19 protein-coding genes and 1 pseudogene are annotated in these 22,098 nt (G+C 58.3%); 11 read left to right on the forward strand and 9 right to left on the reverse strand.

What is annotated here, in order from left to right; genetic code table 11:
• Window positions 1-104 precede the first annotated feature (104 nt).
• From CFR78_RS11495 to CFR78_RS11505, 3 genes are all read left to right on the forward strand, one after another.
• Window positions 105-1,361 (forward strand): MFS transporter, encoded by a 1,257-nt coding sequence (locus tag CFR78_RS11495; protein WP_110581156.1) that lies wholly within the window; start codon window positions 105-107, stop codon window positions 1,359-1,361.
• Between the two features lie 6 nt (window positions 1,362-1,367).
• Window positions 1,368-2,183, forward strand: a complete 816-nt coding sequence (locus tag CFR78_RS11500) for an IclR family transcriptional regulator (protein WP_146221282.1) — start codon at window positions 1,368-1,370, stop codon at window positions 2,181-2,183.
• Between the two features lie 85 nt (window positions 2,184-2,268).
• Entirely contained in the window at window positions 2,269-2,691 is a 423-nt protein-coding gene (locus CFR78_RS11505; protein WP_181417528.1) for a Rid family hydrolase, read from the forward strand.
• A gap of 410 nt (window positions 2,692-3,101) precedes the next feature.
• Here CFR78_RS11505 and CFR78_RS11510 read toward each other — a convergent pair whose 3' ends face one another.
• From CFR78_RS11510 to cydD, 6 genes are all read right to left on the reverse strand, one after another.
• Window positions 3,102-4,067, reverse strand: coding sequence for an alpha/beta hydrolase (locus tag CFR78_RS11510; RefSeq protein ID WP_110581184.1), 966 nt, complete (start codon window positions 4,065-4,067; stop codon window positions 3,102-3,104).
• A gap of 455 nt (window positions 4,068-4,522) precedes the next feature.
• Entirely contained in the window at window positions 4,523-4,717 is a 195-nt protein-coding gene (locus tag CFR78_RS11515) for a hypothetical protein (RefSeq protein ID WP_099963214.1), read from the reverse strand.
• Window positions 4,718-4,730: 13 nt separating this feature from the next.
• Window positions 4,731-5,870: a cytochrome d ubiquinol oxidase subunit II gene (gene cydB, locus CFR78_RS11520; RefSeq protein ID WP_007398762.1), complete on the reverse strand. Its 1,140-nt coding sequence runs from the start codon at window positions 5,868-5,870 to the stop codon at window positions 4,731-4,733.
• Window positions 5,871-5,884: 14 nt separating this feature from the next.
• Window positions 5,885-7,495 carry a cytochrome ubiquinol oxidase subunit I gene (locus tag CFR78_RS11525; RefSeq protein ID WP_110581159.1) on the reverse strand — a complete coding sequence of 537 codons (1,611 nt, stop codon included), beginning with the start codon at window positions 7,493-7,495 and terminating at the stop codon, window positions 5,885-5,887.
• A 63-nt stretch (window positions 7,496-7,558) separates the two neighbouring features.
• On the reverse strand, window positions 7,559-9,250 hold the full coding sequence (cydC, locus tag CFR78_RS11530; protein ID WP_110581160.1) for a thiol reductant ABC exporter subunit CydC: 1,692 nt from the start codon (window positions 9,248-9,250) through the stop codon (window positions 7,559-7,561).
• Window positions 9,247-10,929, reverse strand: a complete 1,683-nt coding sequence (gene cydD / locus CFR78_RS11535; protein WP_110581161.1) for a thiol reductant ABC exporter subunit CydD — start codon at window positions 10,927-10,929, stop codon at window positions 9,247-9,249. The genes cydC and cydD overlap by 4 nt, the downstream gene beginning before the upstream one ends.
• A 691-nt stretch (window positions 10,930-11,620) precedes the next feature.
• Here cydD and CFR78_RS11540 point away from each other — a divergent pair.
• Complete coding sequence (locus tag CFR78_RS11540) at window positions 11,621-12,058, forward strand: TIGR01244 family sulfur transferase (protein ID WP_223846558.1); 438 nt, start codon at window positions 11,621-11,623, stop codon at window positions 12,056-12,058.
• 819 nt (window positions 12,059-12,877) lie between these two features.
• Here the strand turns inward: CFR78_RS11540 and CFR78_RS16640 are convergent.
• Together CFR78_RS16640 and CFR78_RS11555 are read right to left on the reverse strand one after the other, a co-directional pair.
• Window positions 12,878-13,003, reverse strand: coding sequence for a hypothetical protein (locus CFR78_RS16640; protein WP_258366076.1), 126 nt, complete (start codon window positions 13,001-13,003; stop codon window positions 12,878-12,880).
• Between the two features lie 538 nt (window positions 13,004-13,541).
• Window positions 13,542-14,102, reverse strand: coding sequence for a recombinase family protein (locus CFR78_RS11555; RefSeq protein WP_039999082.1), 561 nt, complete (start codon window positions 14,100-14,102; stop codon window positions 13,542-13,544).
• Between the two features lie 260 nt (window positions 14,103-14,362).
• Between CFR78_RS11555 and CFR78_RS11560 the strand changes: the two genes are divergently transcribed.
• From CFR78_RS11560 to CFR78_RS11585, 6 genes and pseudogenes are all read left to right on the forward strand, one after another.
• Window positions 14,363-15,052: a hypothetical protein gene (locus CFR78_RS11560; RefSeq protein ID WP_110581163.1), complete on the forward strand. Its 690-nt coding sequence runs from the start codon at window positions 14,363-14,365 to the stop codon at window positions 15,050-15,052.
• A complete protein-coding gene (locus CFR78_RS11565) occupies window positions 15,052-17,655 on the forward strand; it encodes an EAL domain-containing protein (protein WP_110581164.1) in 2,604 nt (867 codons plus the stop codon). Before CFR78_RS11560 ends, CFR78_RS11565 begins: the two co-directional genes overlap by 1 nt.
• Window positions 17,656-17,765: 110 nt before the next feature.
• The gene (locus CFR78_RS11570) at window positions 17,766-18,380 is read left to right on the forward strand and encodes an NERD domain-containing protein (RefSeq protein WP_110581165.1); all 615 of its coding nucleotides are present in this window, start codon (window positions 17,766-17,768) and stop codon (window positions 18,378-18,380) included.
• A gap of 88 nt (window positions 18,381-18,468) precedes the next feature.
• Complete coding sequence (locus CFR78_RS11575) at window positions 18,469-19,278, forward strand: 2OG-Fe(II) oxygenase (RefSeq protein WP_110581166.1); 810 nt, start codon at window positions 18,469-18,471, stop codon at window positions 19,276-19,278.
• Window positions 19,279-19,675: 397 nt separating this feature from the next.
• Window positions 19,676-19,774 (forward strand): annotated as a pseudogene (locus CFR78_RS11580) (GTP-binding protein); the annotation flags it as partial.
• A 4-nt stretch (window positions 19,775-19,778) separates the two neighbouring features.
• Window positions 19,779-20,099: a DUF6525 family protein gene (locus CFR78_RS11585; RefSeq protein ID WP_110581167.1), complete on the forward strand. Its 321-nt coding sequence runs from the start codon at window positions 19,779-19,781 to the stop codon at window positions 20,097-20,099.
• Between the two features lie 58 nt (window positions 20,100-20,157).
• On the opposite strand, the gene CFR78_RS11590 is transcribed toward CFR78_RS11585, so the two are convergent.
• Window positions 20,158-21,333, reverse strand: coding sequence for a PepSY-associated TM helix domain-containing protein (locus tag CFR78_RS11590; protein ID WP_181417530.1), 1,176 nt, complete (start codon window positions 21,331-21,333; stop codon window positions 20,158-20,160).
• Between the two features lie 236 nt (window positions 21,334-21,569).
• Between CFR78_RS11590 and CFR78_RS11595 the strand changes: the two genes are divergently transcribed.
• The gene (locus CFR78_RS11595) at window positions 21,570-22,079 is read left to right on the forward strand and encodes a sigma-70 family RNA polymerase sigma factor (protein WP_110581169.1); all 510 of its coding nucleotides are present in this window, start codon (window positions 21,570-21,572) and stop codon (window positions 22,077-22,079) included.
• Window positions 22,080-22,098 lie beyond the last annotated feature (19 nt).

Genomic DNA, 22,098 nt, shown 5'->3' on the forward strand with positions numbered 1-22,098 from the left:
GAAGCAGGGGCGGGAACCGCCGGTCGATCATATGGCAGATACAGATGTGCTTCCTTCCTTGGGGCATGTCGGGACGACCAGTTTTGTGACAGGGGGAAAGCTGAATGTTGTTATCGGTCACTGGGCAGCGCCATACGACCATAACCCGATGGCTGATCATGTTTGGCCTGGTCGCGCCGATCAACCTGCTCATGTCGCTTGACCGCCAGGCCATGACCCTGTCAGCACCACGCATACAGGAACAGTTCGGTTTTTCCCTTATCCAGATGTCCACGATCGTGGCCTGCGTCTTGTGGACCTATGCCCTTCTGCAGATACCGGCCGGGGCGCTCGTCAATCATTTCGGGCCGCGACGGACGCTGTTCCTGGCGTGCCTCGCCTGGTCGGTGGCCACCATCATGACACCCTTTGCCGGGTCCTTCATGGGGTTCCTGGCCATCCGCCTGGCAATGGGGGCGGGACAGTCGCCTGACTGGTCCTCCAGTATCGTCACGATCGATAACTGGTTCCGCCGTGGGGAACGCGCACGCGCCAATTCCATCCTGCTGGCCTTCCTTTATCTGGGGTCGGTCATCGGCGGTCCGCTGACCACCAGCATCACGACCATGTGGTCATGGAAAGTCAGCTTCTTCATCTACGGTATTGCCGGGATCGGATGGGGGCTTTTATGGGTGTTTTTCGTGCGCGACCATCCGCCCGTCGGCGAACGGCCGGACGGGATCATCAAGCAGCGCCCGCGCGTAACACGCAGGCAGGTGCAGCGTTTCCTGCGGTCATGGCAGTTCTGGTCCATCGGTCTGCACTATATGTGCCTGCTGACGGTACAGTCGTTCTTTCTGGTCATCATGCCGTTTTATCTGATGAACGGGCGGCATATCAGCTACGGGTCCATGGGGTGGCTATATGGCCTGCCCTGGCTGTTCCTGTATGTGTCCGTTTTTGTAAGCGGCATGATTGCCGACCATGTGCAAAAGCGCACCGCTTCGGCATGGTGGGCGCGCACACCGGCCGGAATTGCAGGGACCCTGCTGTCAGGACTGCTGGTCGGGGCGGGAAGCATGGTGCATGACGATACGGCCATGATCCTGGTCTTCTGCCTCTCGCTTGGCTTTACCGGCCTGAGCCAGATCTCGATCTGGACATCGGTGCAGGACCTGACCACGAATTATACCGGCATCGTGGCGGGGTGGACCACCTTCTGGGGCAATGCCGCCAGTGGTGTTGCTCCGATCGTGATGGTTTATATCGAAAAAGAAACAGGAAGCTGGCCGATGGCGTTGTGTCTGCCTGTGGTGGCTGGCATTATTGGGGCTGTCTGCTGCATTGGCACCCATCCTGAATTACCGATAGAAATGGAATAGAATATCGTGACAGCCATAAGAGAACTGAAGGCCGTTCGTTCTCCGTCCCGTCTGACGCATGATATGAATAACGAGGGAAGCATACAGTATTCACAGAATTCCGAACGCGCGGCGCTTGTCCTGCTTGCACTGGGCCGATGCGGCAGGAAAGGGCTGGCCCTCAAGGATCTGGCGGAACTGGTAGGAGCGGAAAAACCCGCCGTGCATCGCACATTACTGGCATTGCGGCTGCACGGCTTGGCGGCGCAGACCAGTGCGCGCGGTCGCTACCGCCTGGGGCCTGCGGCGCTGGCACTGGGGCGGCAGCGTTCCACCCCTACGGAACACCTCCAGCAATGGAAACCATATCTGGCAGCCCTTGGGCAGGAATTCAGGGCCTCCGCCTTTCTGCTTGAGCGTTCCGGTGTGGATGCGCTCATTACGGATATGTACATCACTGACAATACCCTATCCATCCTGGGGAACGGGGGCATGGGCGGTCGCCTGCCACTGGGCTACGGACTGGGCAGTACGGTCATACTGGCGGGACAGGATGAAGGGAACCAGACTGCCATCCTGCTCGCCAATGAGTCGCGTTACGCTGAACTGGGTCTGGATGTGGAAAAACTGCGCGCCTATCTGACGACCGTGCGTGAACTGGGTTACGATTACCGTCGTAATCCGGTTCTGGATGGGATATCAGGCATTTCCATGCCAGTCATCGAACGCGATGGCAGTTGCAGTGCCGCGATTACAGTATCCAAGCAGACATCCGACCTGACGGAAGATGAGGCTTTGCAGATAATAGATAAAATGAAATCTTATATAAAAGAGAATGAATAGGATATTTATATACCTGATATTTATTAATAATTTTTCGATACGGTCGTAAGTTCCATTTACCATAATTTATGGATGGAAAGTGACCATGACCGAAATAATCAAGCTGAAATCTGGTAGCCTATACGAAGATCGTAACAGCTATTCACGAATTTTCATGATTGGAGACCAGATATTCGTCTCGAATACTGCTGGTATCGATTATACGACACGCGAGATTTCGCCTGATGTCGCGCAGCAGGCGCGCAAGGCATTGCAGAATATCAATGGTGCCCTGCAGGCCGTGGGGTCGTCGCTGGCCGATACGGTACGGATCATTACCCATGTTCCCACGTCAACTGACATGCCTGCGGTTGCCGCCGTACTTGGCGAGACATTCAGGAACATTGATCCCGCCGGCACCATGGTCTGTACACCACTGGCCCGGCGTGAACTGAAAGTGGAATTCGAGGTCACGGCAATACGGGGGGCGTCCAGCCTGCCTGCAAAATATATTCGTGCGTCTGTCTGACTGTTCATTCAAGGGAGGTTCCGGGTAAGACTTGTTCTGAAGAAAGCCGTGCCCGGGACCTTGTAATCCCATCGGTATTGCTGTTCACCAAGAACGACCCCGGGCAGGACAGGAATTTTCATTGGGATCGGAGAGCCATGCCTCCACACGCCCCATCCCCCTCTGCCCGGGGGGGTTGAGGAGTGATCGACAGGGAACTTCCGAGTGTGATCCCTCGGTAGCACTCCATCCGCGAGGAACAGAAACAGTCATCAAACAAGAGAACTGCTTACACCCTTGGGCAACCCTTTCCCGCCAGACTGATAAAATAATTCAACATTATCAGTCTCATAACGCTTTTAACATCCGGTATCCACATGCAGTACCTGAAGCATACGCCAGGCAGGGTAGAAAAACGTCAGCTTAAATTTTCAAAAAAATCCCTGGGAAATGGCTCGTTTCAGGGCAGTGAAATAAGAGTCCCTGAACTGTTTGCTCATAGGGGCATCGGGAATGAACACGTCAAAGACGTGATACGCACCGGGAATGACACAGACCTCCGTCGGCACACCCGCAGCCATCAGGCGCCGGGCATATTCCAGATCCTCATCTAAAAACAGGTCCAGGGAACCTACGCCAATATAGGCGGGCGGCAGACCCGTCAGGTCTGTTGCACGAAAGGCCGCCGCATATTCGGATATGCCCGGGCTTCCGGGCGTTTTACCAAGATAGGCGTTCCATGCGTAATGATTGGCGGAACGTGTCCAGATGTATTCCCCCAGGGCCGGCGACGGCATGACCGTTGTCCCCGTCCGGTCATCCAGCATGGGATAAATCAGCAGTTGGAAAAGGACCTTGATTTCTGCCCGGTCGCGGGCCAGCAGGGCCAGGCAGGCAGTCAGCCCCCCGCCCGCACTGTCACCGCCAATAATCAGGCGGTTCCGGTCAATTCCCAGACTGGCCGCATGTTCATGTGCCCATTTCAGGACAGCATAGCAATCCTCGATTGCCGCAGGGCAGGGGGCTTCCGGCGCCAGACGATAGTCAACCGAGAAAATGACCAGCCCCAGTTCACTGGCCATCTGCCGGCAGCGTGCGTCATCGACTTCCGGTGTGCCGCTTACGATGCCGCCGCTATGGATGTAGACCAGCGCGGGAGCATCCGGGGGACTGGCCACCGGCCTGTAGGTCACGACCGGAACATCGGGCGCGCCCTCAGGCCCGGGCACATGGCCTTCCTCAACCATGACGTCGGGATATTCCACAACCCTGACACTGCGGATTGCGGAAATGAATGCCTTGCGTGTCTCATCCAGGGTCTCATCTGAAAGACCATCAAAAGAAGGCAGGACGTTCAGGGCTGCGCGAAATTCCGGGGCGACGGGATTGTGGGGCATGGTCATTTCTCCGTATTGTCTTTGCCCTAACGTATAGACAGCATCGGATCAGGCGTATCATCACGTCCAACTGATTGAACAGAAAGTGTTATTCAGGCGCTGCACGTACGGCGCGCGTGGTCTGGCAGAGACAATCGACGACCCGTACAGGGCCAGCAATCACCCGGAACCATGGGAATACATGGCGCGGTTCAGAATGGTCTTGAATAATGGTGCCCAGCCCGCGGGAATGAACAGGAAAGCATAAAGCGCGCCACCCGTGGATGCCCGGGTGGCGCGCTTCGTATCATCGGCAGGGTGATGCCGTGACATGGCGGCGGGCGTGAGATGAAGAAAGACCCACCGCCATTCCTGTCATGGGAACCAGCGCCGCCCGCAGCGGTAGGCAATCAGGTAAAGTCCCATGTAAACCATCGGAATGAAGAAGATGATGCGTTCAAGATCCCCCATCATGATCAGATATCCCCATCGGCTGAAAGACTGGACTGGGCATCAAGCATGATCGCGCCAGCCCCGGAAATCAGGATGATCATGACCGTGCCGATCACCCACGCGAAATACCACGGCCCCTGATCCCCCACGAATACGGCAAACAGCAGGGATACGACCAGAACGACGGCCAGACCGGCCAGGCGCAGAAGCTTTGTCATCACGACCTCGCAATCAGTAGCTATGGGTATCGTTCACGACATCGGCGGTATGGACCTTCCCGCGCATGACGTAATAACACCACGATGTATAGGACAGGATGATCGGCACGAAGATTCCCGCCACCACCAGCATGCAGCCAAGCCCATATTCACTGGCGGTACTGTTCCATACCGTCAGGCTCTGGTCTGGCGTGGTGGAAGACGGCATCAGGAAGGGGAACATGGCGCAGCCAACCGTGGTGATGGTGCCAGCCCACGCCCCCAGTCCCAGCCACCAGCCCGCAACCGTGCGGCCAGCCGCCAGCATGGCCACACCCGCCAGCATGCAGCCCAGCCCCACAAGCGGCAGCATCCACAGGGCGGGATGGGCGTGGAAATTATGCATCCAGCCCCCCGCGACCATCGCCACCGACTGCCCATGCAGCGGGTTGGCGGGCATGGCGGGGTTGACGGGCGCGGTCATGACAAAACCGGGCAGGAACCGCACCCATATACCGCCAATTACGAACAGGGTGCCTGCAACAAGGCCGCCGCCCATGGCATACCGCCGGGCGCGCGACCAGATGGGGTCATCCGCCCGCAGCATGAGCATTGCCCCACCCTGATAGACACTCAGCCCCACGGACATCAATCCGCACAGGATGGCAAACGGGTTGAGCAGGTAGGACAGGAAGGATTCATCCTGATAATACTGTCCCGTCCAGCCAAAGTGGTATCCCACCCCTTCCAGCACATTGCCGAATGCCGCACCGTAGATGAACATCGGCACGAAGCCCGACACCAGGAAGACCCAGTCCCAGCCTGCCCGCCACAGCCTGCCATCCGCCTTGGAGCGGTATTCAAACGCCACCGGCCGCAGGATCATGCTGAACAGCAGCGTGATCATGACCACGTAAAAGACGGAAAACGACGTGCCATACAGCGTGGGAAAGGCCGCAAAGATCGCGCCGCCCCCCAGGATGAACCAGACCTGATTGCCATCCCAGTGGGGTCCGATGATGTTCAGCGCGGTGCGCCGTTCCCCATCATTACGCCCGACAAGGCGCAGCAGCGTGCCCACCCCCATATCCATGCCGACCATGGTACCCAGGCCGATAAACAGCACGCCCAGTACCGCGGCCCAGATGATTTTCAGTATCGCGTAAAGTTCCATTTCTCCGTTTCCTGTCAGGACGCCATGGGACGCATGTCAAAGGCAGATACCCTGGGCGCGGCAGGCGTGTGCGGTTCCATGCTGTCATGATCGGGCCCCAGGCGGGCGAACTTGAACATGAGGTACAGTTCAGCCGCGATGAACACGCTATAAAGCAACACGAACCCGACCAGCGAAAACACCATGTAGGACACACCGTGACTGGAGGCCGAAAGGAAGGTCGGCAGCCAGCCAAACACGGTCCAGGGCTGGCGGCCTGCCTCGGCCGTGATCCAGCCGAACTCGGTTGCCAAAATCGGCAGCGGGATCGACCACATGCACAGCTTCAGCAGCAGGCGGCTGCGCTCAAGCCTGCGCTTCAGGCTGAGATAGGCCGAAATGGCAAACAGCGCGAAGAACCATAGCGACAGGAACACCATCAGCCGGAAAGACCAGAACGTGACGAACACGTTGGGCAGGATATCGGGCTGCGTGGCCTTGACCACATCGTCAATCTGATCCGCGGGGATCGCCGTAACGTCCTGCCCGGGGGCATGGCGGGTTGCCAGCAGACCGTAGCCCATGTCCTGTTCATGCGCGGTGAACTGCGCAAGGTCCGTGCTGCTGTGGGTCACGCCATAGCGGCGGAGTGCCGCGACGGCATCGATACCGGAGCGGATGCGGGGGCCTGCCTCGTCCTCCAGTTCATGCATGCCGGTAATGGGCTGGTCGAACGTGTGGGTGATCAGCGGAGTCAGGACCAGCGGCACGCCAATTTCGTAGTGATTTTCCTGCCTGGCGTCATCTGGCAGGGCAGCGACGATCCATGGCTCGAACGGCGGGTTGCTGGTATGCCACAGCCCCTCGATCGCGGCGATCTTGGTCGGCTGCTTTTCATAATCCAGACGCCCCAGCACGTCGCCCAGCGTGATGACGGCCACGGTGGAAATAATGCCGAACAGGGCGGCCATGCGGAACGAGCGCGCGGCAAACTGCCGGTGCTGACCCCGCAGCAGGTAAAAGGCACTGATGCCCATGACAAACATGGCAGCCGACACATAGCCCGCAACCGAGGTATGCACGAATTTCGCCTGCGCATCGGGGTTGAAAACCAGATCGACAAAGCTTTCAAACTGCATGCGCATGGTTTCAGGATCAAAATGCGCGCCTTCGGGCATGTTCATCCCGGCATTGGCGATCAGGATCCACAGCGCCGACAGGTTGGAACCAAGGGCCACCAGATAGGTCACGGCCAGATGCGCCTGTTTGCTCAGCCGGTCCCAGCCAAAGAACATGAGACCCACGAATGTGGATTCCATGAAAAAGGCCATCAGCCCTTCAATAGCCAGAGGCGTGCCGAACATGTCCCCGAAGAAATGGGAATACATGGACCAGTTGGTGCCGAACTCGAACTCCATGGTAATGCCGGTGGCAACACCGATGGCGAAGTTGATGCCGAACAGCTTGCCCCAGAACTGGGTCATGTCCTTATAGATCTGCCGGCCGGTGACGACATATACCGTCTCCATCGCCGCCAGCATGAATGTCAGGCCGAGTGTCAGCGGCACGAACATGAAATGGTACAATGCCGTCAGCGCGAACTGGAAGCGCGACAGGTCGACGACATCGGGGTTAATGAATTCCACCGTCAGGTCTCCTGATTTCGGTATGGGCGTGAGGGGTTTTCCGGGGTTCAGGTCATCGTCGGGTCATGGCGCCCTCCCGGCCTCATGGAACCGGCCCCCTTCAACACGCACCACCCGGTCCATCCGTGCCGCCACGGCAGGATTATGGGTAATGCAGACAAGGGTTGTCCGTGGCGACAGGGCCGATAGCAGTGCGGTCATCAGGTCGTGCTCGGTCCCGGCATCCAGCCCCTCGGTCGGCTCATCAAGGATGATCCATGCCGGATTGCGCAGGACAACCTGCGCTACGGCCAGACGTCGCGCCTGCCCGCCGGACAGGCGCACGCCCCCTTCACCGATCAGCGTATCCAGCCCGGCGGGTTCCGCCTGCACGAACGCATGCAGCCGCGCGACCCGCAGGGCCTGCCACATCGCATCCTCCGTGGCGGTGGGACAGGCGATGGTCAGGTTACGGCGGATGCTGCCCTGAAACAGGTGGAAGTCCTGCGCCACGACACCGACATGCCGGGCCATGATGTCCGCATCGACATCCTTCAGGTCCACGCCGCCAAAACGGGCCGTGCCTTCCTGATAGTCGTAAAAACGGAACAGCAGGTTCACCAGGGTGCTCTTGCCCGCACCGGACGGCCCGACCAGCGCCACGCGCTCCCCCCGTACCACCGACAGGTCCGCGTGCCGCAGCGCCCACCGTTCCGCCCCCGGATAACGCAGGCCGATATCCGACAGCGACAGGCAGGACGGATCGTCCGGGCATCGGGTCAGGGCAGGGGGCACCACGCTGGGCGGGGTATCGCACAGGGCAAACACCCGGCCTGCCGCCATATGTACCTGGCCCAGCAAGGGCCATGCCGCGGGCAGGGGAGCAAGCACATCGAACGCTGCCAGCCCGCCAAGCGCCAGCATGGGCAGGCAGGCTGCCGACAGCGCACCCGTGCGGCAGGCCATATCCGCCATGGCCAGAACGCCCAGCGCGCTCGTCATGGTGATGACGGTCATCACACTCCGCGCGCCCCCTTCAATCAGGGCCACGCGCCGGCGTTCGGTACGGATATCAGCCGCGCGGGCGGCAATCCGGGCCTGCACGGCCTGCCCGGCGCCAAGGAACATGAACTCACCCATGCCCTGCAGCACTTCGGTCAGGTCCGCGTGCATGGTATCCTGCTGGCGGCTGATACGCCGCATGGCATGTACGGACAGCGCACCGGCCACGCCCGGCAGCACGCCACCACATAAGACCAGCCCGACAGCCAGGACCAAGGCCGCCGAAAGAGAAAACGCGCTCATGACGGCAACAAACACCACGCAGCAGATGGCGGCGCTGGCAACGGGCACCAGTACTTCCAGATAGAACTGCCCCATCCGGTCGGTATCCGACACAAAGCGGAACAGCATGTCGCCACTGCGCTGCCGCGCCAGCAGGGCAGGTGCCTGTGGGGCAAGGCGGCTGATGCTCCACGCCCGCACCCGCCCGATCAGGCGCAGTGTCGCATCATGCGTGACCAGCCGTTCCAGATAACGGGCCAGAATACGCATGGTGGCGAAGAAGCGTACCCCAACCGCGGGCAGGAACAGGTTGAAGGCGTTCCGCGCGGCAATCCCGCCCAGTCCGGCCACGGCTGCCGCCGCCAGCAGCCAGCCCGACAGGAACAGCAGCCCGAAACTGGCCAGTGACGCCGTAACCGACAGCGCAAGCCCCAGTGCCATCTGTCGCCGCAAGGGCCGCATGTGGCCGATGATGCGTGCCAGCATGCTCATGCCGCGTGCTCCACGGTGTGCGGGCCGGAAAAGACCTGACCGTCCCGCAGGCGCACAACCCGCGCCGCCCGTGCGATCATGCCAGGCCGGTGAGCCACCACAATGCCGATCCGCCCCACCGCCGCATGCGCTATGGCTGCGGCCACGCGCTGCTCACCCTGCGGATCGAGATTGGCGGTGGGTTCATCCAGAATCAGTACCTGCGGATTGCGCAGCAGCACGCGGGCCAATGCCAGACGCTGCACCTGCCCACCTGAAAGACCGGCACCACGCTCACCCACCACGGTATCGAACCCCTGCGGAAGGGCCTCGATAAAGGACAGGGCATCGGCCTGGGCCGCGACGGCACGCAGGGCCTCCAGATCCGCCATCGGATCGGCCAGGCGCAGGTTTTCGGCAATGGTACCATGGACCAGCCGTGGCTGCTGGGGCACCCAGCCAATCCTGTCCTGCCAGCAGGCGTGCAGCACGCCACTTTCATCCATTGCCGTGACACGCCCCTGCATGGGGGGCAACAGCCCCAGCAGCAGCCGGATCAGGGTGGTTTTACCCACGCCACTTTCACCCGTTACCACCGTCAGGGCGTTGCGTGTGAACGTGCACCCGGCATGCAACAGTACTGGTGCATCGGCCTGATACCCGGCCGTAACATCTTCGCAGCTTATGGAAATCAGCGGCACGTTGGCGGCGCTGCCCCGTACGTCAGGCCGGATGGTCGCTGCGGGCAGGGCAAAAAGCTGACTGATGCCCGCCATGGCTGCCGTCGCATTCTGGCGGGCATGATAACTGGCCGAGAACGCGCGGAGCGGCATGAAATATTCCGGCGCAAGCAGCAGGACCAGAAAAGCCGACTGGAAATCCGCCGTCCCGTCCAGCAGGCGTGCGCCGAACACGACCGCCACCAGCGCAATGGACAGGCTGGCAAAGAATTCCAGCACGGCGGATGTCAGGAATGCCACCTTCATGACCGACATGGTGGTGGCGCGGTATTCATCGGCCATGCCCGCCACGGCGGTCACCGCATCACGCGCACGACCGAACAGCCGCAGCGTGGTCAATCCCTGCAGTGTATCGAGAAAGGCCGATCCCAGAAGCAGGAGCTGCCTCCACTGCCGGTCCATGACCGCCTGCGCGCGATAGCCCACCAGCGCCATGAAGACGGGAATAAGCGGCCCCGTGCAGGCAAGGATGACAAAGCTCCACCCATCCAGATGCAGGACCATCCCCAGTACCAGCAGCGGCAGGACCACCATCATGGCGGCCCGGGGCACATACTGCGTAAAATAGGGTTCCAGCGCGGAAATGCCGTCCCCCAGTACCGTGACCATATGGCCTGTCGCCTGCCCGGCCAGACCAACCGGGCCGACATGAAACAGATGGCGCAGCAGTTCGCTGCGTATGGCTGTGCTCAGCCGCAGGCTGCCTTCGCCTGCCACCATATCGGCGGCCCATTGCAGCAGTACGCGCACAACCAGCAGGGCGAGCAGCATAGCCAGCCCGGCAAGCGCGTCGGAAACGACATGACCATGGAACGCAAGGTCCGACACGATACGTGCCAGAACAGCCAGCTGCAGGACCAGCATGACCGCCGCCGCCCCACCCAGCACGACAGCCGCGCCAAGCCAAAGGCCGATGCGCCGTGTAAACCCCATGAGCGTTCTGTTGCCGGGAGAGTCCATAACCACTTCCACACCATCCGTCTGCCCGTGTCCTGGCAGACACTTACATACTTTATGAATATATGTTTAATTTAAGTATGTAACTATTTAATGTCAAGAAGGAGAAAATCGGTCTTCTTTAAAAAAGATCCTGAGCAGGACAGGAATCCCTGCAGCAGGCAGGGGACACGACCCGGCGACATCACCCCGCGAACACCCCTGAACGACAGGCCGATCAGCGCCTGATACACAGCATGGGACGTAAATTAATTTATAAAAACAATTAGTTAGTTGCGCGGATATGCGCGAAACAGGCAGAATGGAAGAACACACCCACCGAACCGCGCAGCCCATCACATGCGCGCATGTTCGACGCAATGAGGGGTGCCGGCATGCAAGATATGTCGCCGATATCGACACGCGACAGCATCCTTGACGAGGGGGGATACAGGAGTTAATTTTTACATACATAAGATATTTATGTAATAAATTAACGAAATCAGGAGGTGATAGCCGATAGCGCCATGGCCGCCATGACCACGCGGGTCCAGGCAGGTTCATCTTGACCCTCTGCCCGGACCATGGGTCCTGCTGCAGGCTACGCGCCCGCCATCCGAAAGGCGGAATGAAAATAAACGACATGCACTACGTATTAAAAACGGCATGAACACCTGCGTATCCATTGCTTCATACAAAAAGAAGGATCTGCCCTGTGAACGATTTAGCCCGCGCCCTTACGCCCATGTTCTATGTTGCTCCGCAGTTGACTGTGTCCGATATCAACAAGGCCGCTGCTGACGGGTTTAAAAGTATCCTTTGTGCCCGCCCTGATGGTGAACAGGGGGATCAGGTGCCCGGCAAGGAGATTGAACAGGCTGCTTTTTGCCTGGGACTTGACTTTACAGCCATCCCCGTGCAGGCGGGGCACCTGCCGGATGCCAATGCCGTGGCCTGCATGCGCACGGCGCTCAAGCGTATGCCCGGACCTGTGCTTGGATATTGCCGTTCTGGCACACGGGCCGCGCAGTTATGGGCGATGGCCCAGGTCGGCACCCTGCCGGATTCAGAGATACTGGAAGCCGGACGCAAGGCCGGCATCAATCTCTCCGCCGCCATTGCCGCAGCCACAGGGCCGAATACAAACGCCTGATCCGCCCACGGATGCCCCGCTCGATCCCTTCGCACCTGATGAGCAGGACAGGGGAAGCGTCGAAGACTGGCAGGCTGCGGGTTTACATTTCGTGACGGGAACACAGCGTGTTAGCGGATTAAGGTTGGGGCCTTAACAGGTGAGATGCCACTGCTGTCCATGTCCAACCATAATACAGGACGTGCCATCACGTTCTTCCTGCCTGTCCTCGTAGCGGCGATATCAGGCTGTCACCAACCGCCGGACCATACCGATAAATGCTGGCGCACCCCATCGTCGCGCAACGGCAGCGTTCATGGCAGCATAACCACCGGCTTTGGCGTCGGCAGCGGGCGCGGCATGATGGGTGGATTCCCCATGGGCGGCATGACAGGCGCAGACGGTATGCCCGGCCCGATGCCGACGGGTATGGGACCCGGCATGGAGCAGGGTAGCCCCTTCACGGAAGAACAGACCGCCAGGAACAGCCCGCCAAAAGACTGCATGCCGCCTGATTTCCCCACGCACGCACAAAGTTCGTCCCACCAGACGACCCTGCCTGCGGCTCAGCAGGTGCCCGATACGGTAGACGTATCCGGCATCCGCATCGGTCCGTGAACTGATCCATGTCTTATGCCCGTTCTGAATGGAAATGATCAGTTTTCATGTCGCATATACAGTAAAGTCGCGGCATGGAGTCAGAGGGCTGCGCGGGATTTCGTGACGGGCTGAAAAAAGGGGAGGGAGGCTCGCCCGCGCCCGTCATGGCGTTCACCGTCATGACAATCCGAGTGCCTGGATCAGACAGGACCCAGTCCGATCCGTTAAGGCCGATGTTCGCTATCTGATTTCTGCCTCATCAGTCAGGCAGTCGGCAAGACGCATGACCTTCACGAAGAATACGCCGGGCTTCCCCCGCTCGGCCCGCGCGTCGGCCAGCGAGGCATCAGGATCAGGCCCAGGCATCAGCAGTTTCTCCCGCTGTTCGAATTTGTAGCGGAACTGCCATCAAATAAAGTTAACTTCCCGCGCTTTGAAAAAGCGCTTTCGTATCATGCTGGTTCAGCAAAAACATACATAGTAATATTATCGTACATAACGGGTTTTAAATACCACTATCAACTGAGAAATGGTCACCTCGCGCATAGGAAAAGCCATCCCTGGCAAAAGCCATGTAGATGGTAGATGTCCGATCCTGTCGCCTCTGGTTCCAGAAAAGCGCGGCAAATCAATATTAAAAAAACCATACTGAATAGTCCCAAGTTTTCCAGACGCCTGGGGCATTCAAAATCTGATGTTGTTCAAATTGCACGGACGACAGCATCCCGCTCCTGACGTAGCTTTGTGCCTTGTAGGTTCGACGTTAGACGCGCCAGCGCTTGAGCGATCAGAAAAAACTCTCCGCCACAGCATTTTTGTGGCAATTACCATGTGGGCTTATCGTGTATTCCAGCTTGCAAGCCTTTATGAAAACACCCGGCCCAACTCACATCGCAATCAGTTCTTACTTATTATTGGTAACCGCCCGATAGATGGTGGCTTTATGCACGCCAAAACGGGCTGCAACTTCTGAAATGGAGAGGTTCTCGTCCCGGACAAGCTTCCGGATCGTCGCAACCTGCTCTGCGCTGAGCTTGGCTGGCCGACCAAGATGGACACCCCGTTCCTTGGCCCGTTTCCTGCCCGTTTCCGTAAGGTTACGGCTTAATGCGCGTTCAAATTCAGCAATGCCGGCAAAAACACCAAGAATCATTTTCCCATAGGGAACGGTGGTATCGGCCCAGGGTTCACAAAGGGAACGCAGCCCTGCTCCTTTTTCACGCAGTCGATCAGCCACTTCCAGCAGGTGGGGCGTTGACCAGGCGAGACGGTCCAGAGAATAGACCACCAAAGTATCATCAGAAGAAAGTTCCGTCAGGACGTTCCCCAGAATGGGCCAGTCCCGGCTCATTGTAGGAACTTTTTCCTCATATATTTTTTTACAACCCGCCTTTCGGAGCGCTTCTACCTGATTGAGAAGCGTCGCTTCTTCCGCATTTTCGCGCGCGTACCCGATCAGCATCATATTATTCGTTTATATTGGCACATCAGCCTTGTTTTATAGACGATTGCGCGAACGCATAGCCAGCATTTTTTTTGTTTTCAAATGACGGGTCTTATGCAACAATAAATTCCGTTACGTCCTCATCACCTCCACCATCATGCGGTTTCACATCGGGCAGAAAGGCCACGCCACAAATATTTCATATTTTGGCCCAATAGCCAGCGGTCAGAAAACCCGAAACCTCCTTGCTGGTGCGAGTATTTTTGAGACAGGCGATACATATGAAGATGGCAACGGACAATGGCTGCTCCCTTGTGGTCCGCGCGGACGAGACCGCGGTCAGAAACGGCTTTTTCAACTGGAACAACGTGATTGAGGTTGTAAACAGATCACTTCCCCTTTCACGCAGGTCGGACCTGTCTTCCTATCGCTTCATCATAGGATCACGGGCCTGGGTCCGCACGAACCTGACAGATCTGGCCCGGTGGAGCAGTTGGGAATACGTCCTGCAGGGGGGAACGCTGGAAATCGACAGTTTTGGCCCCTTTCAGGTTCTGTGGCTGCACCTGATCATTGATCCTGCAGGCGGAGAAATCATTTTCGGACCCAAGCATTCCGAAGCCGGCCTTATCCTGATCGACATCACGTTTGGCAGCCCGGACCGCGCCGCGCCATTCAGCCTGATATTCCGCGGCAACGAGACCCTGACGGCATCCTATGATTCCGATACCCGCATCACGCTGGTCGGACTGCTTGCGGGATGTGGGGCGGAACGGGACTGCGCGGCATGGGCGGTCGTGCGCTGTGATGGGGACCCCTACGGGCTGTCCCGTCCTGAAAACTGGCAGCAGGGGGGAGAAGGGACAGACACGCCCCCGCTTTTCCTCAAACGCTACCGGACACAGACCCCCCAGACCGGCATCGTCATCCATTTACCCACCAGAACACAACAGACAGGCAGACCAGACTAATGGGCGAACGACAGACCTATCCCATTCCGGACAAACTGCTGGAAAGCATTGATACGGGTATCCTGCTTGTCAGCAATGATAACACAATCATCTTTGCCAATGATAACGCGGCCCGTATCTGGGGCGGCCCCACGCCCGGGCTGGTCGGCCGGAAACTCGATATTCTCTTTCCCACCGGGACAGACATCCTGCCCTGTACCTTTGGTGAGAACCTGACGAATGTCGCGCTGTGCCCATCCGGCGTATCCGGGGGCAAGGTCTGTCGTTCCATTACGGAAAACCACCACCATCTGACCTTGCTGCGGCATGACGGCACGGCGTTTTCTGCCGAGATGTCCGTGGCACGGGCCGAGGGGGCGGGACAGCAGGTATTTGTCATTTCCCTGCGCGACGTGACACGGGACCTGTCCCGACGTGAACAGGACCTTCAGTATGCCACCATCGTACAGCGCAATGCATGCGGCATCCTGATACTGGACAGCCAATGCCACATTACCTACGCCAATGCAGCGGCGGCCCGGTTTTCGGGCATCGGTGCCGAGGGTATGGAAGGGGCTGAGTTCTCGGCCTTCCTGTCCGGGCAGCAGGGCGATATTGCAACATTACAGGCCTTTCGCCGTCGTCTGCAGCGCTGTCGGCCCTTTGAACTGGAAATCCATTCCCGCACCGACACGGGCCAGGACATCTGGCTTCTGGCAACCGTAACGCCCTTATGCAGCCCCTATGAAGAACTGCACGAAGTGATCGTGGTGCTGAATGACATTACGGGCAGCGAGCAGATAAAGGCGCTGCAGAAGGATATGATGGGGGCACTGACCAGCAACCTGTCCTTCAACGAAATCCTTGCCTTAATGTGCCGCCAGATTGAACGTATCGCCCCCGATGTCGTAACACAGATCGTGGTCGTGGATGATGAACAGCGCATGCACCCCGTAGCGCGCGCACGGCTGCCCGCACAGATTGCCGAAGTCTGCGCTGACCTGCAGATAGGCCCCGAGGTCGGGTCATGTGGCACGGCACTGTTCACCGGCAGGGAAGTGGTTACGCCAGACATTGAAGCCGATCCGAAATGGAAGGGGTTCTGGCAGTTTGTCGTCCCGCATGGCCTCATGGCCTGCTGGTCGGTGCCGATCCTGCTGCGTGACGGCCGGGTAGGCGGCAGCCTGGCTTTCTATTTCCGTGCCAAGCGCGCACCGGGCAGATGGCACCGGCGGATTACCGATGCCTGCCTGCACCTGTGCGCGCTTGCCATCGAACAGCAGCGCTCGCGTGAGGATATCGCGCGGCTTACGCAGTATGACACCCTGACGGGCCTGCCCAATCGGACCGGGCTACGGCACGGTATCAGGCAGCGGGCGGCACGCGCGCGGCATGAAAACCTGCTGGCCCTGATCATCAACCTGGATCGGTTCCGGGCCATCAATAACGGACTGGGACGCCCGGCAGGCAACATGCTGCTGGCTGAGTTGGCCCGGCGGCTATCGGGTCTCATTTCCAGTGAAGACCTGCTGGCCCGCAGCGGGGGAGACGAATTCACCCTGATCACGACCGGTGGGGTGGAACGGGCCACGGCACTGGCCGATGCCGTCATGAAAGCCGTAGCGGAGCCGGTCGTGATTGACGCGGTTTCCGTTACCATTACGGCCAGTATCGGCATTGCGGATAACGACGGCGGCCGGCGGGAGACGGAAATACTCATGCAGCAGGCAGAAACGGCCCTGTCGCAGGCAAAGAATGCCGACCGTAACTGCTACCGCTTCTTCAGCGAGGAAATGAACCGGCAGGCGGCGGACCAGATCCTGCTGGCCAACGCGCTGAAGGAGGCGATCAGGATGGACCAGCTCTATCTGGTATACCAGCCGCAGGTCCATGCCGCGACCGGACGGCTGGAAGGGGTGGAGGCCCTGGCCCGATGGACCGACCCAACCTTGGGCATGATATCACCGGGCCGTTTTATTCCCCTGGCGGAAGAAACCGGACAGATCGAGGCAATCGGGCTGTGGTCACTGCGGGCGGCCTGTCGACAGATGGCCCTATGGATGCAGGCAGGGGTGGACGTTCCGGTCGTATCGGTCAACATATCCGCGCTGCATTTCAGAAATCCCGACCTGCCACGCCTGATTGGCGAGATCCTGCACGAAAGCGGCATTCCCCCACAGCGCCTGACCATCGAACTGACGGAAAGTGCGATGATAGAAAATTACGATCAGACCCTCATCGCCGCTCAGGCGATCCGGGCGATGGGCATCGGGCTTTCCATGGATGACTTCGGAACCGGTTTTTCCAGCCTGTCGAACCTTGCGAACCTGCCACTTAACGAGCTCAAGATTGACCGGAGCTTCATGGATGGCTTTGAACCGACGGGCAAGGTTCACTCTGTGGTCACGGCCATCATCCGTATCGGGCGCAGCCTGGGCATGACCGTGGTGGCGGAAGGCGTGGAAACGCAGGCGCAGCTTGACCTGCTCCGGCACATTAACTGCGACGTGATACAGGGATATTTCTTTTCCAGGCCCCTGGATGTGCGGGATCTTGAAGCATGGCTGAAGGCGCGCCCCGATACCGGGGGCGCACAGCCCGGCAGCCAGCATGATGCTGCATGAGACGGACATGAATAGCGGCATGATGAAGGGGAGACGCCCCCCGGTTACCAATTCTTTACAATAAAAGCCTTCTTATCGGATTTGGAGCTTTATCTGTTGCAGGACCGGACATGACACGTGCGCACCGCAATCCAGATTTCCCTGCAGGCGGAGATGCCGCCCTGTGGCAGCAACTATGCGGACAGCCCGCTGCGGATGATCCCGTTACGCAGATGCTTGTGGCAAGTGGTCTACCCGTAATGCATGGCATTATCTTGCCATTTGGTACAGACGAACGTGTGGAGATTGACCATATATTTGCCAGCGCAGACGGGTTGCATACTTTACATGCGAAACATTACATCGCGTGGATCAATGCGCCTTCTTCCGAAAAAGAAACCCGGTCACAGGGCGGGGCTGGAAATTTTGCCTATAATAATGATTTTCTGCAAAGTTTCCTGAAACTGGCAGAGGCCGTCAGCACCACCATAAATGATCCATTACCGACACAGGACGGAACCCCCGTTCCCGTGACGGGCCATTTCCTGCTCCCGTACAAGGTGCCACTGATGGCCCCCCTGCAGGATCATGCCCTTCTTCTCCCGGAACTGGAAAGCATGCTGAATACCTTGGCCGGCAGGGGCACCATTCCTGCCAAATATGGCGAGGCATGGTGCCATATTGGAACAGTACATCATAAATACGTAGTCGCATCGTCACAGATACAGAATCGAAGCCCCATCTGAACTTTCCCTGTCTGCGCAGACAGATCGGATTTACTAAAAACATCCCAATACCCTGCCGCACCTGGCAAGACCATTATTAGGATAGAAGATGTCGTACGTACCCCTGTTAAAAAGAATGGACCGGTCCGACACTTCCCTGCTGAACAGTCTTGCGCAGGAGTTCAAGACAGCCAGACCATTTCCACATCTGGTCATGGACGGAATGTTCTGTGATTCCCTGCTGAACGAAGCGTTGCAGGCTTTTAATCTTGATCACATAAACAATATAAATGTATTCCAGAACCAGCTTCAGTCAAAGCGTTCGACCAGCACACAGTCCGTCATGCCGGCAGCAATACAACGGTATTTTGATATTGTAAACGGTGCACCGTTCCTCCGGCTACTGACCAGATTGACAGGAATCACGAATCTGCTTCCCGACCCTTATCTTTATGGGGGCGGCATGCATGAAGTCGCGGGGCAGGGACATTTTCAGGTCCATACCGATTTTCGTCATCATCCCCATACGTATCTGGAAAATCGACTGGCTTTGCTGACTTACCTCAATCATGACTGGAAGCCGGAATATGGCGGCCTGCTGGAACTGTGGCAGAAAAATCCAACCCGGCCTGCCAGAAAAATCGTTCCCCGGTTCGGGCGCAGCGTTCTCATGCTCCAGTCGCCTGATTCATGGCATGGACACCCCCAGGCCGCGCGGGCAGGATCTCTGCGGCGGACACTCATTACATATTTTTACACGGCACCAAAAATAAAAGCCGACAGGACGGCACAAAGCACGATCTATCTATCCAACAGCAGACAATCGACCATGCAGAGAGCAGAAATATTCATACGGAACATAATTCCGCATTTTGTTATTGATACGGCAAGATGGGTCCGTCACAGAAAACGTAAGTAAAAATTTAGATGAGATTCCAGTTTTTCTTGAGAGCCATATCTTACAAATTATCGTTAAGCCTGTGATCACAGGATGGCTTGCTCGAACTATCACGGCACATTCGCGATGGTCTTGTGACGATTTTGTGCCGGTCAACTGAGCGTTTTCAGTCTTGGTCAAGGCTGGACATTGTTCGCATGTTTTCAACAATCTTCAATATGCGTGCCCATATGGGATCCACAACCCGTATTCTCGAACTCTGATACGGCCTCGACCAGGAAACACGTTCGGACCACAGGCATCCCATAACGCCGTATCCTGCAAGATATCTTTTCCCGTTCGGAATCCTTCAGGTATTGTTATATTATAACGTTCCATATAAGCTTGGCGGATCACAACCGAATGAAGGGTGCCCGTCATGCACGAAAGGCGTTCAGTAACGGTTCTTTCCAGCTTTCCCGGAGCGGGAAAGACGACGCTTCTCAACCATATGCTCAATAACCGCGAGGGTCGCAAAGGCGATGGCCGATAACGAACGGACCCTGCGGCACGAGATGTGGCGGCGCTATGCGGGTGATGACTGGGCAGCCTTCGATGCTCTTCCCCCAGCGATCCGCAACCGGGTTGCAACACATGCCTATGATGCCTGGTCGGTCAATGTCATGATGCTGTGGCAGCATTACAAACGGCTCTATGGGCGCACGATGCGCGCCGAGCGGGCGTTGATCCGGTATCTTGATTATTGCGAGCGGCTGGAGCGCGAAGCGTTTGCCTCGCGCTACAACGAAGCCTACGGCATGACCCTGCCGCATGACGCGGCAGGCGTGACCGTGCTGAGATGACACTGGCATCCGAATGCCACCATTCTGGCTTTTCAGCTGCCTGTAACAGCCTGTCGGGCTATCTGGCCTGACGGGCCTGCCGCTTTCGTTGCCAGATCATGATGCCCGTTACCACCAGCATGCACACGGCCAGACCCGACAGGCATATGAGGATACGGCCGCCAGGCCCGGCTATCCTGCCGCTATGCCATGGCAACTGCACCTGCATGACCAGATTGCCCGCAGCCCCCCGGCCGGGCATGTCACCTGCCGTGATCTGGCCGGTTTTCAGATCCACGGTAACCATGGGACTTCCCAGCCCGGAGGGTTCTGTTCCCTGATTGCTGAAAAGGTAGAACATGGCGGTCCCGCCATCCGGGTCCAGCAATACTGCGGCCGGTCTCTCGCCGCTGCCATGAGCCCGCACGAAACCTGCGGCGAGACCTTCGGCCTGATCAATCGTAACCGGATGGACCGGGCGCCGTGTATCCGTCATGGGCGGCACGGTAGGCAGGATGGTCCGGATGACGGGATTGAAGACCTCATCCTCAAGCGCCAGCGCCACCCCGCTTATGGCCATGCCCAGCAGGACAACCCATAGCCACAGCGAGACGGCCCGGTGCAGGTCAAACGTGATCCGTATGGAAGAACGCCGCAGGCCAATCGCCCATGTCTTGCGCCATTGCCGCCAGAATGCCTGCCGCCATGCAGGCTGGTGCAACGGAAAGGTCAGGAGCAGGCCGACCACACAGTCAATCGACCACAGCATGGCCGATATCCCCATGACCCACATGCCCGCCTGGCCCATATCGAGGGAATAATGAACCCGGTATACAAAGGCCATCAGCGCACGACGGTTGAAGCAGCACCCTTCGGCCGGGCGCATGCCCTGAATGCGCCCCGTGCCGGGATCGAGAAAGATTTCGTTTTCAACCGGATCTTTCCTGCCCGCGACTGTTTCGGACGAATAGACCTCGATCGCACGCCCTGCAGGAGGGCGGTAGAGCAGGGCGGTCACCTGCGTTTCAGGGTGCTGCCGCTTCAGGCGCGCCAGCAATACTGAAACCGGCAGGGGATGTGCCGGGGCAGAAGCATGGAACAGGTCAGGATTGAGGGCCGCGTCAATTTCCGTGCGGAACACGCTGATGCTTCCCGTAAGCCCTGCAATGAACAATACACCCGACAGCAGCAGCCCCGTATATCGGTGCAGGCGCACAAGGGCCGGACGAACGGTTTTCAGGGTCAGGACAGCCATCCTGCATGCCTTGGCACGCCCATCAGGGCAGGGCAACAAAAGAAAATAAGACGCGTTCGCATATTTGGCCGTCCGGTTTCCCAAACGCCCTGCCGAGGAATGGCATGTCTGGCAATCCGGAATGTATCGAAACATTACATTGCTGTTTTTTTATTGATAATGATTATTATGTTCATATAAGGAAGGCGCGTGCCCCGTCCGGGCGCTGACGCACGCTGTCAAGGAATCTTCAGGCCGTGGCCTCGACCGATCACCTTCTGGAAACCTATCTGGCAAACCGGTCGCGTTTCGTGTCCTTCGCCGTATCCATGGTCGGTTGCGCGGCACAGGCCGAGGATATCGTGCAGGATGCGTTTGTTCAGGTCGCATCCGTCAGGCGGCAGGGGATCGTGTTCAACCCTGTTGCGTATCTGACCGCGATCATACGCAATCTGGCGCTTGATCATCTGCGGGCCGCGCGCAGGCAGATCCCGACCGAGATCGATCATACCCTGCTGGCTGATACGGGTGCGGGGTCGATATCGCCCGAAGCCCATTGCGGGCACCGGCAGGAACTGCATAGCGTGGCACATGCCCTGGGCAGCCTGCCGCCACGCACCCGCCGCGCGTTCGAGATGTATCGCATCGGTGGCTACACATTGCAGGAAATCGCGACCGTTCTGGATGTTTCCACCACGCGCGTGCACAGGATGATCCAGATCGCGCTGGTGGCCTGTGCCACGGCCCTGCCAGACATGGGGCCCTAAAATTTTCCCCCTGGCGTTA

This window comes from Komagataeibacter rhaeticus (genome assembly GCF_003207855.1).
GTDB classification, from domain to species: Bacteria; Pseudomonadota; Alphaproteobacteria; order Acetobacterales; family Acetobacteraceae; genus Komagataeibacter; species Komagataeibacter rhaeticus.

Excerpts from the sequence above, each read along its gene's own strand:
- CFR78_RS11590 (WP_181417530.1), bottom strand. The coding sequence starts at position 21,333 with ATGGCTGTCCTGACCCTGAAAACCGTTCGTCCGGCCCTTGTGCGCCTG.
- CFR78_RS11555 (WP_039999082.1), bottom strand. The coding sequence starts at position 14,102 with ATGATGCTGATCGGGTACGCGCGCGAAAATGCGGAAGAAGCGACGCTT.
- CFR78_RS11575 (WP_110581166.1), top strand. The coding sequence starts at position 18,469 with ATGTCGTACGTACCCCTGTTAAAAAGAATGGACCGGTCCGACACTTCC.
- CFR78_RS11510 (WP_110581184.1), bottom strand. The coding sequence starts at position 4,067 with ATGCCCCACAATCCCGTCGCCCCGGAATTTCGCGCAGCCCTGAACGTC.
- CFR78_RS11570 (WP_110581165.1), top strand. The coding sequence starts at position 17,766 with ATGACACGTGCGCACCGCAATCCAGATTTCCCTGCAGGCGGAGATGCC.
- cydB (WP_007398762.1), bottom strand. The coding sequence starts at position 5,870 with ATGGAACTTTACGCGATACTGAAAATCATCTGGGCCGCGGTACTGGGC.
- CFR78_RS11565 (WP_110581164.1), top strand. The coding sequence starts at position 15,052 with ATGGGCGAACGACAGACCTATCCCATTCCGGACAAACTGCTGGAAAGC.
- cydD (WP_110581161.1), bottom strand. The coding sequence starts at position 10,929 with ATGGACTCTCCCGGCAACAGAACGCTCATGGGGTTTACACGGCGCATC.
- CFR78_RS11515 (WP_099963214.1), bottom strand. The coding sequence starts at position 4,717 with ATGACAAAGCTTCTGCGCCTGGCCGGTCTGGCCGTCGTTCTGGTCGTA.
- CFR78_RS16640 (WP_258366076.1), bottom strand. The coding sequence starts at position 13,003 with ATGCCTGGGCCTGATCCTGATGCCTCGCTGGCCGACGCGCGGGCCGAG.
- CFR78_RS11585 (WP_110581167.1), top strand. The coding sequence starts at position 19,779 with ATGGCCGATAACGAACGGACCCTGCGGCACGAGATGTGGCGGCGCTAT.
- CFR78_RS11560 (WP_110581163.1), top strand. The coding sequence starts at position 14,363 with ATGAAGATGGCAACGGACAATGGCTGCTCCCTTGTGGTCCGCGCGGAC.
- cydC (WP_110581160.1), bottom strand. The coding sequence starts at position 9,250 with ATGAGCATGCTGGCACGCATCATCGGCCACATGCGGCCCTTGCGGCGA.
- CFR78_RS11505 (WP_181417528.1), top strand. The coding sequence starts at position 2,269 with ATGACCGAAATAATCAAGCTGAAATCTGGTAGCCTATACGAAGATCGT.
- CFR78_RS11495 (WP_110581156.1), top strand. The coding sequence starts at position 105 with ATGTTGTTATCGGTCACTGGGCAGCGCCATACGACCATAACCCGATGG.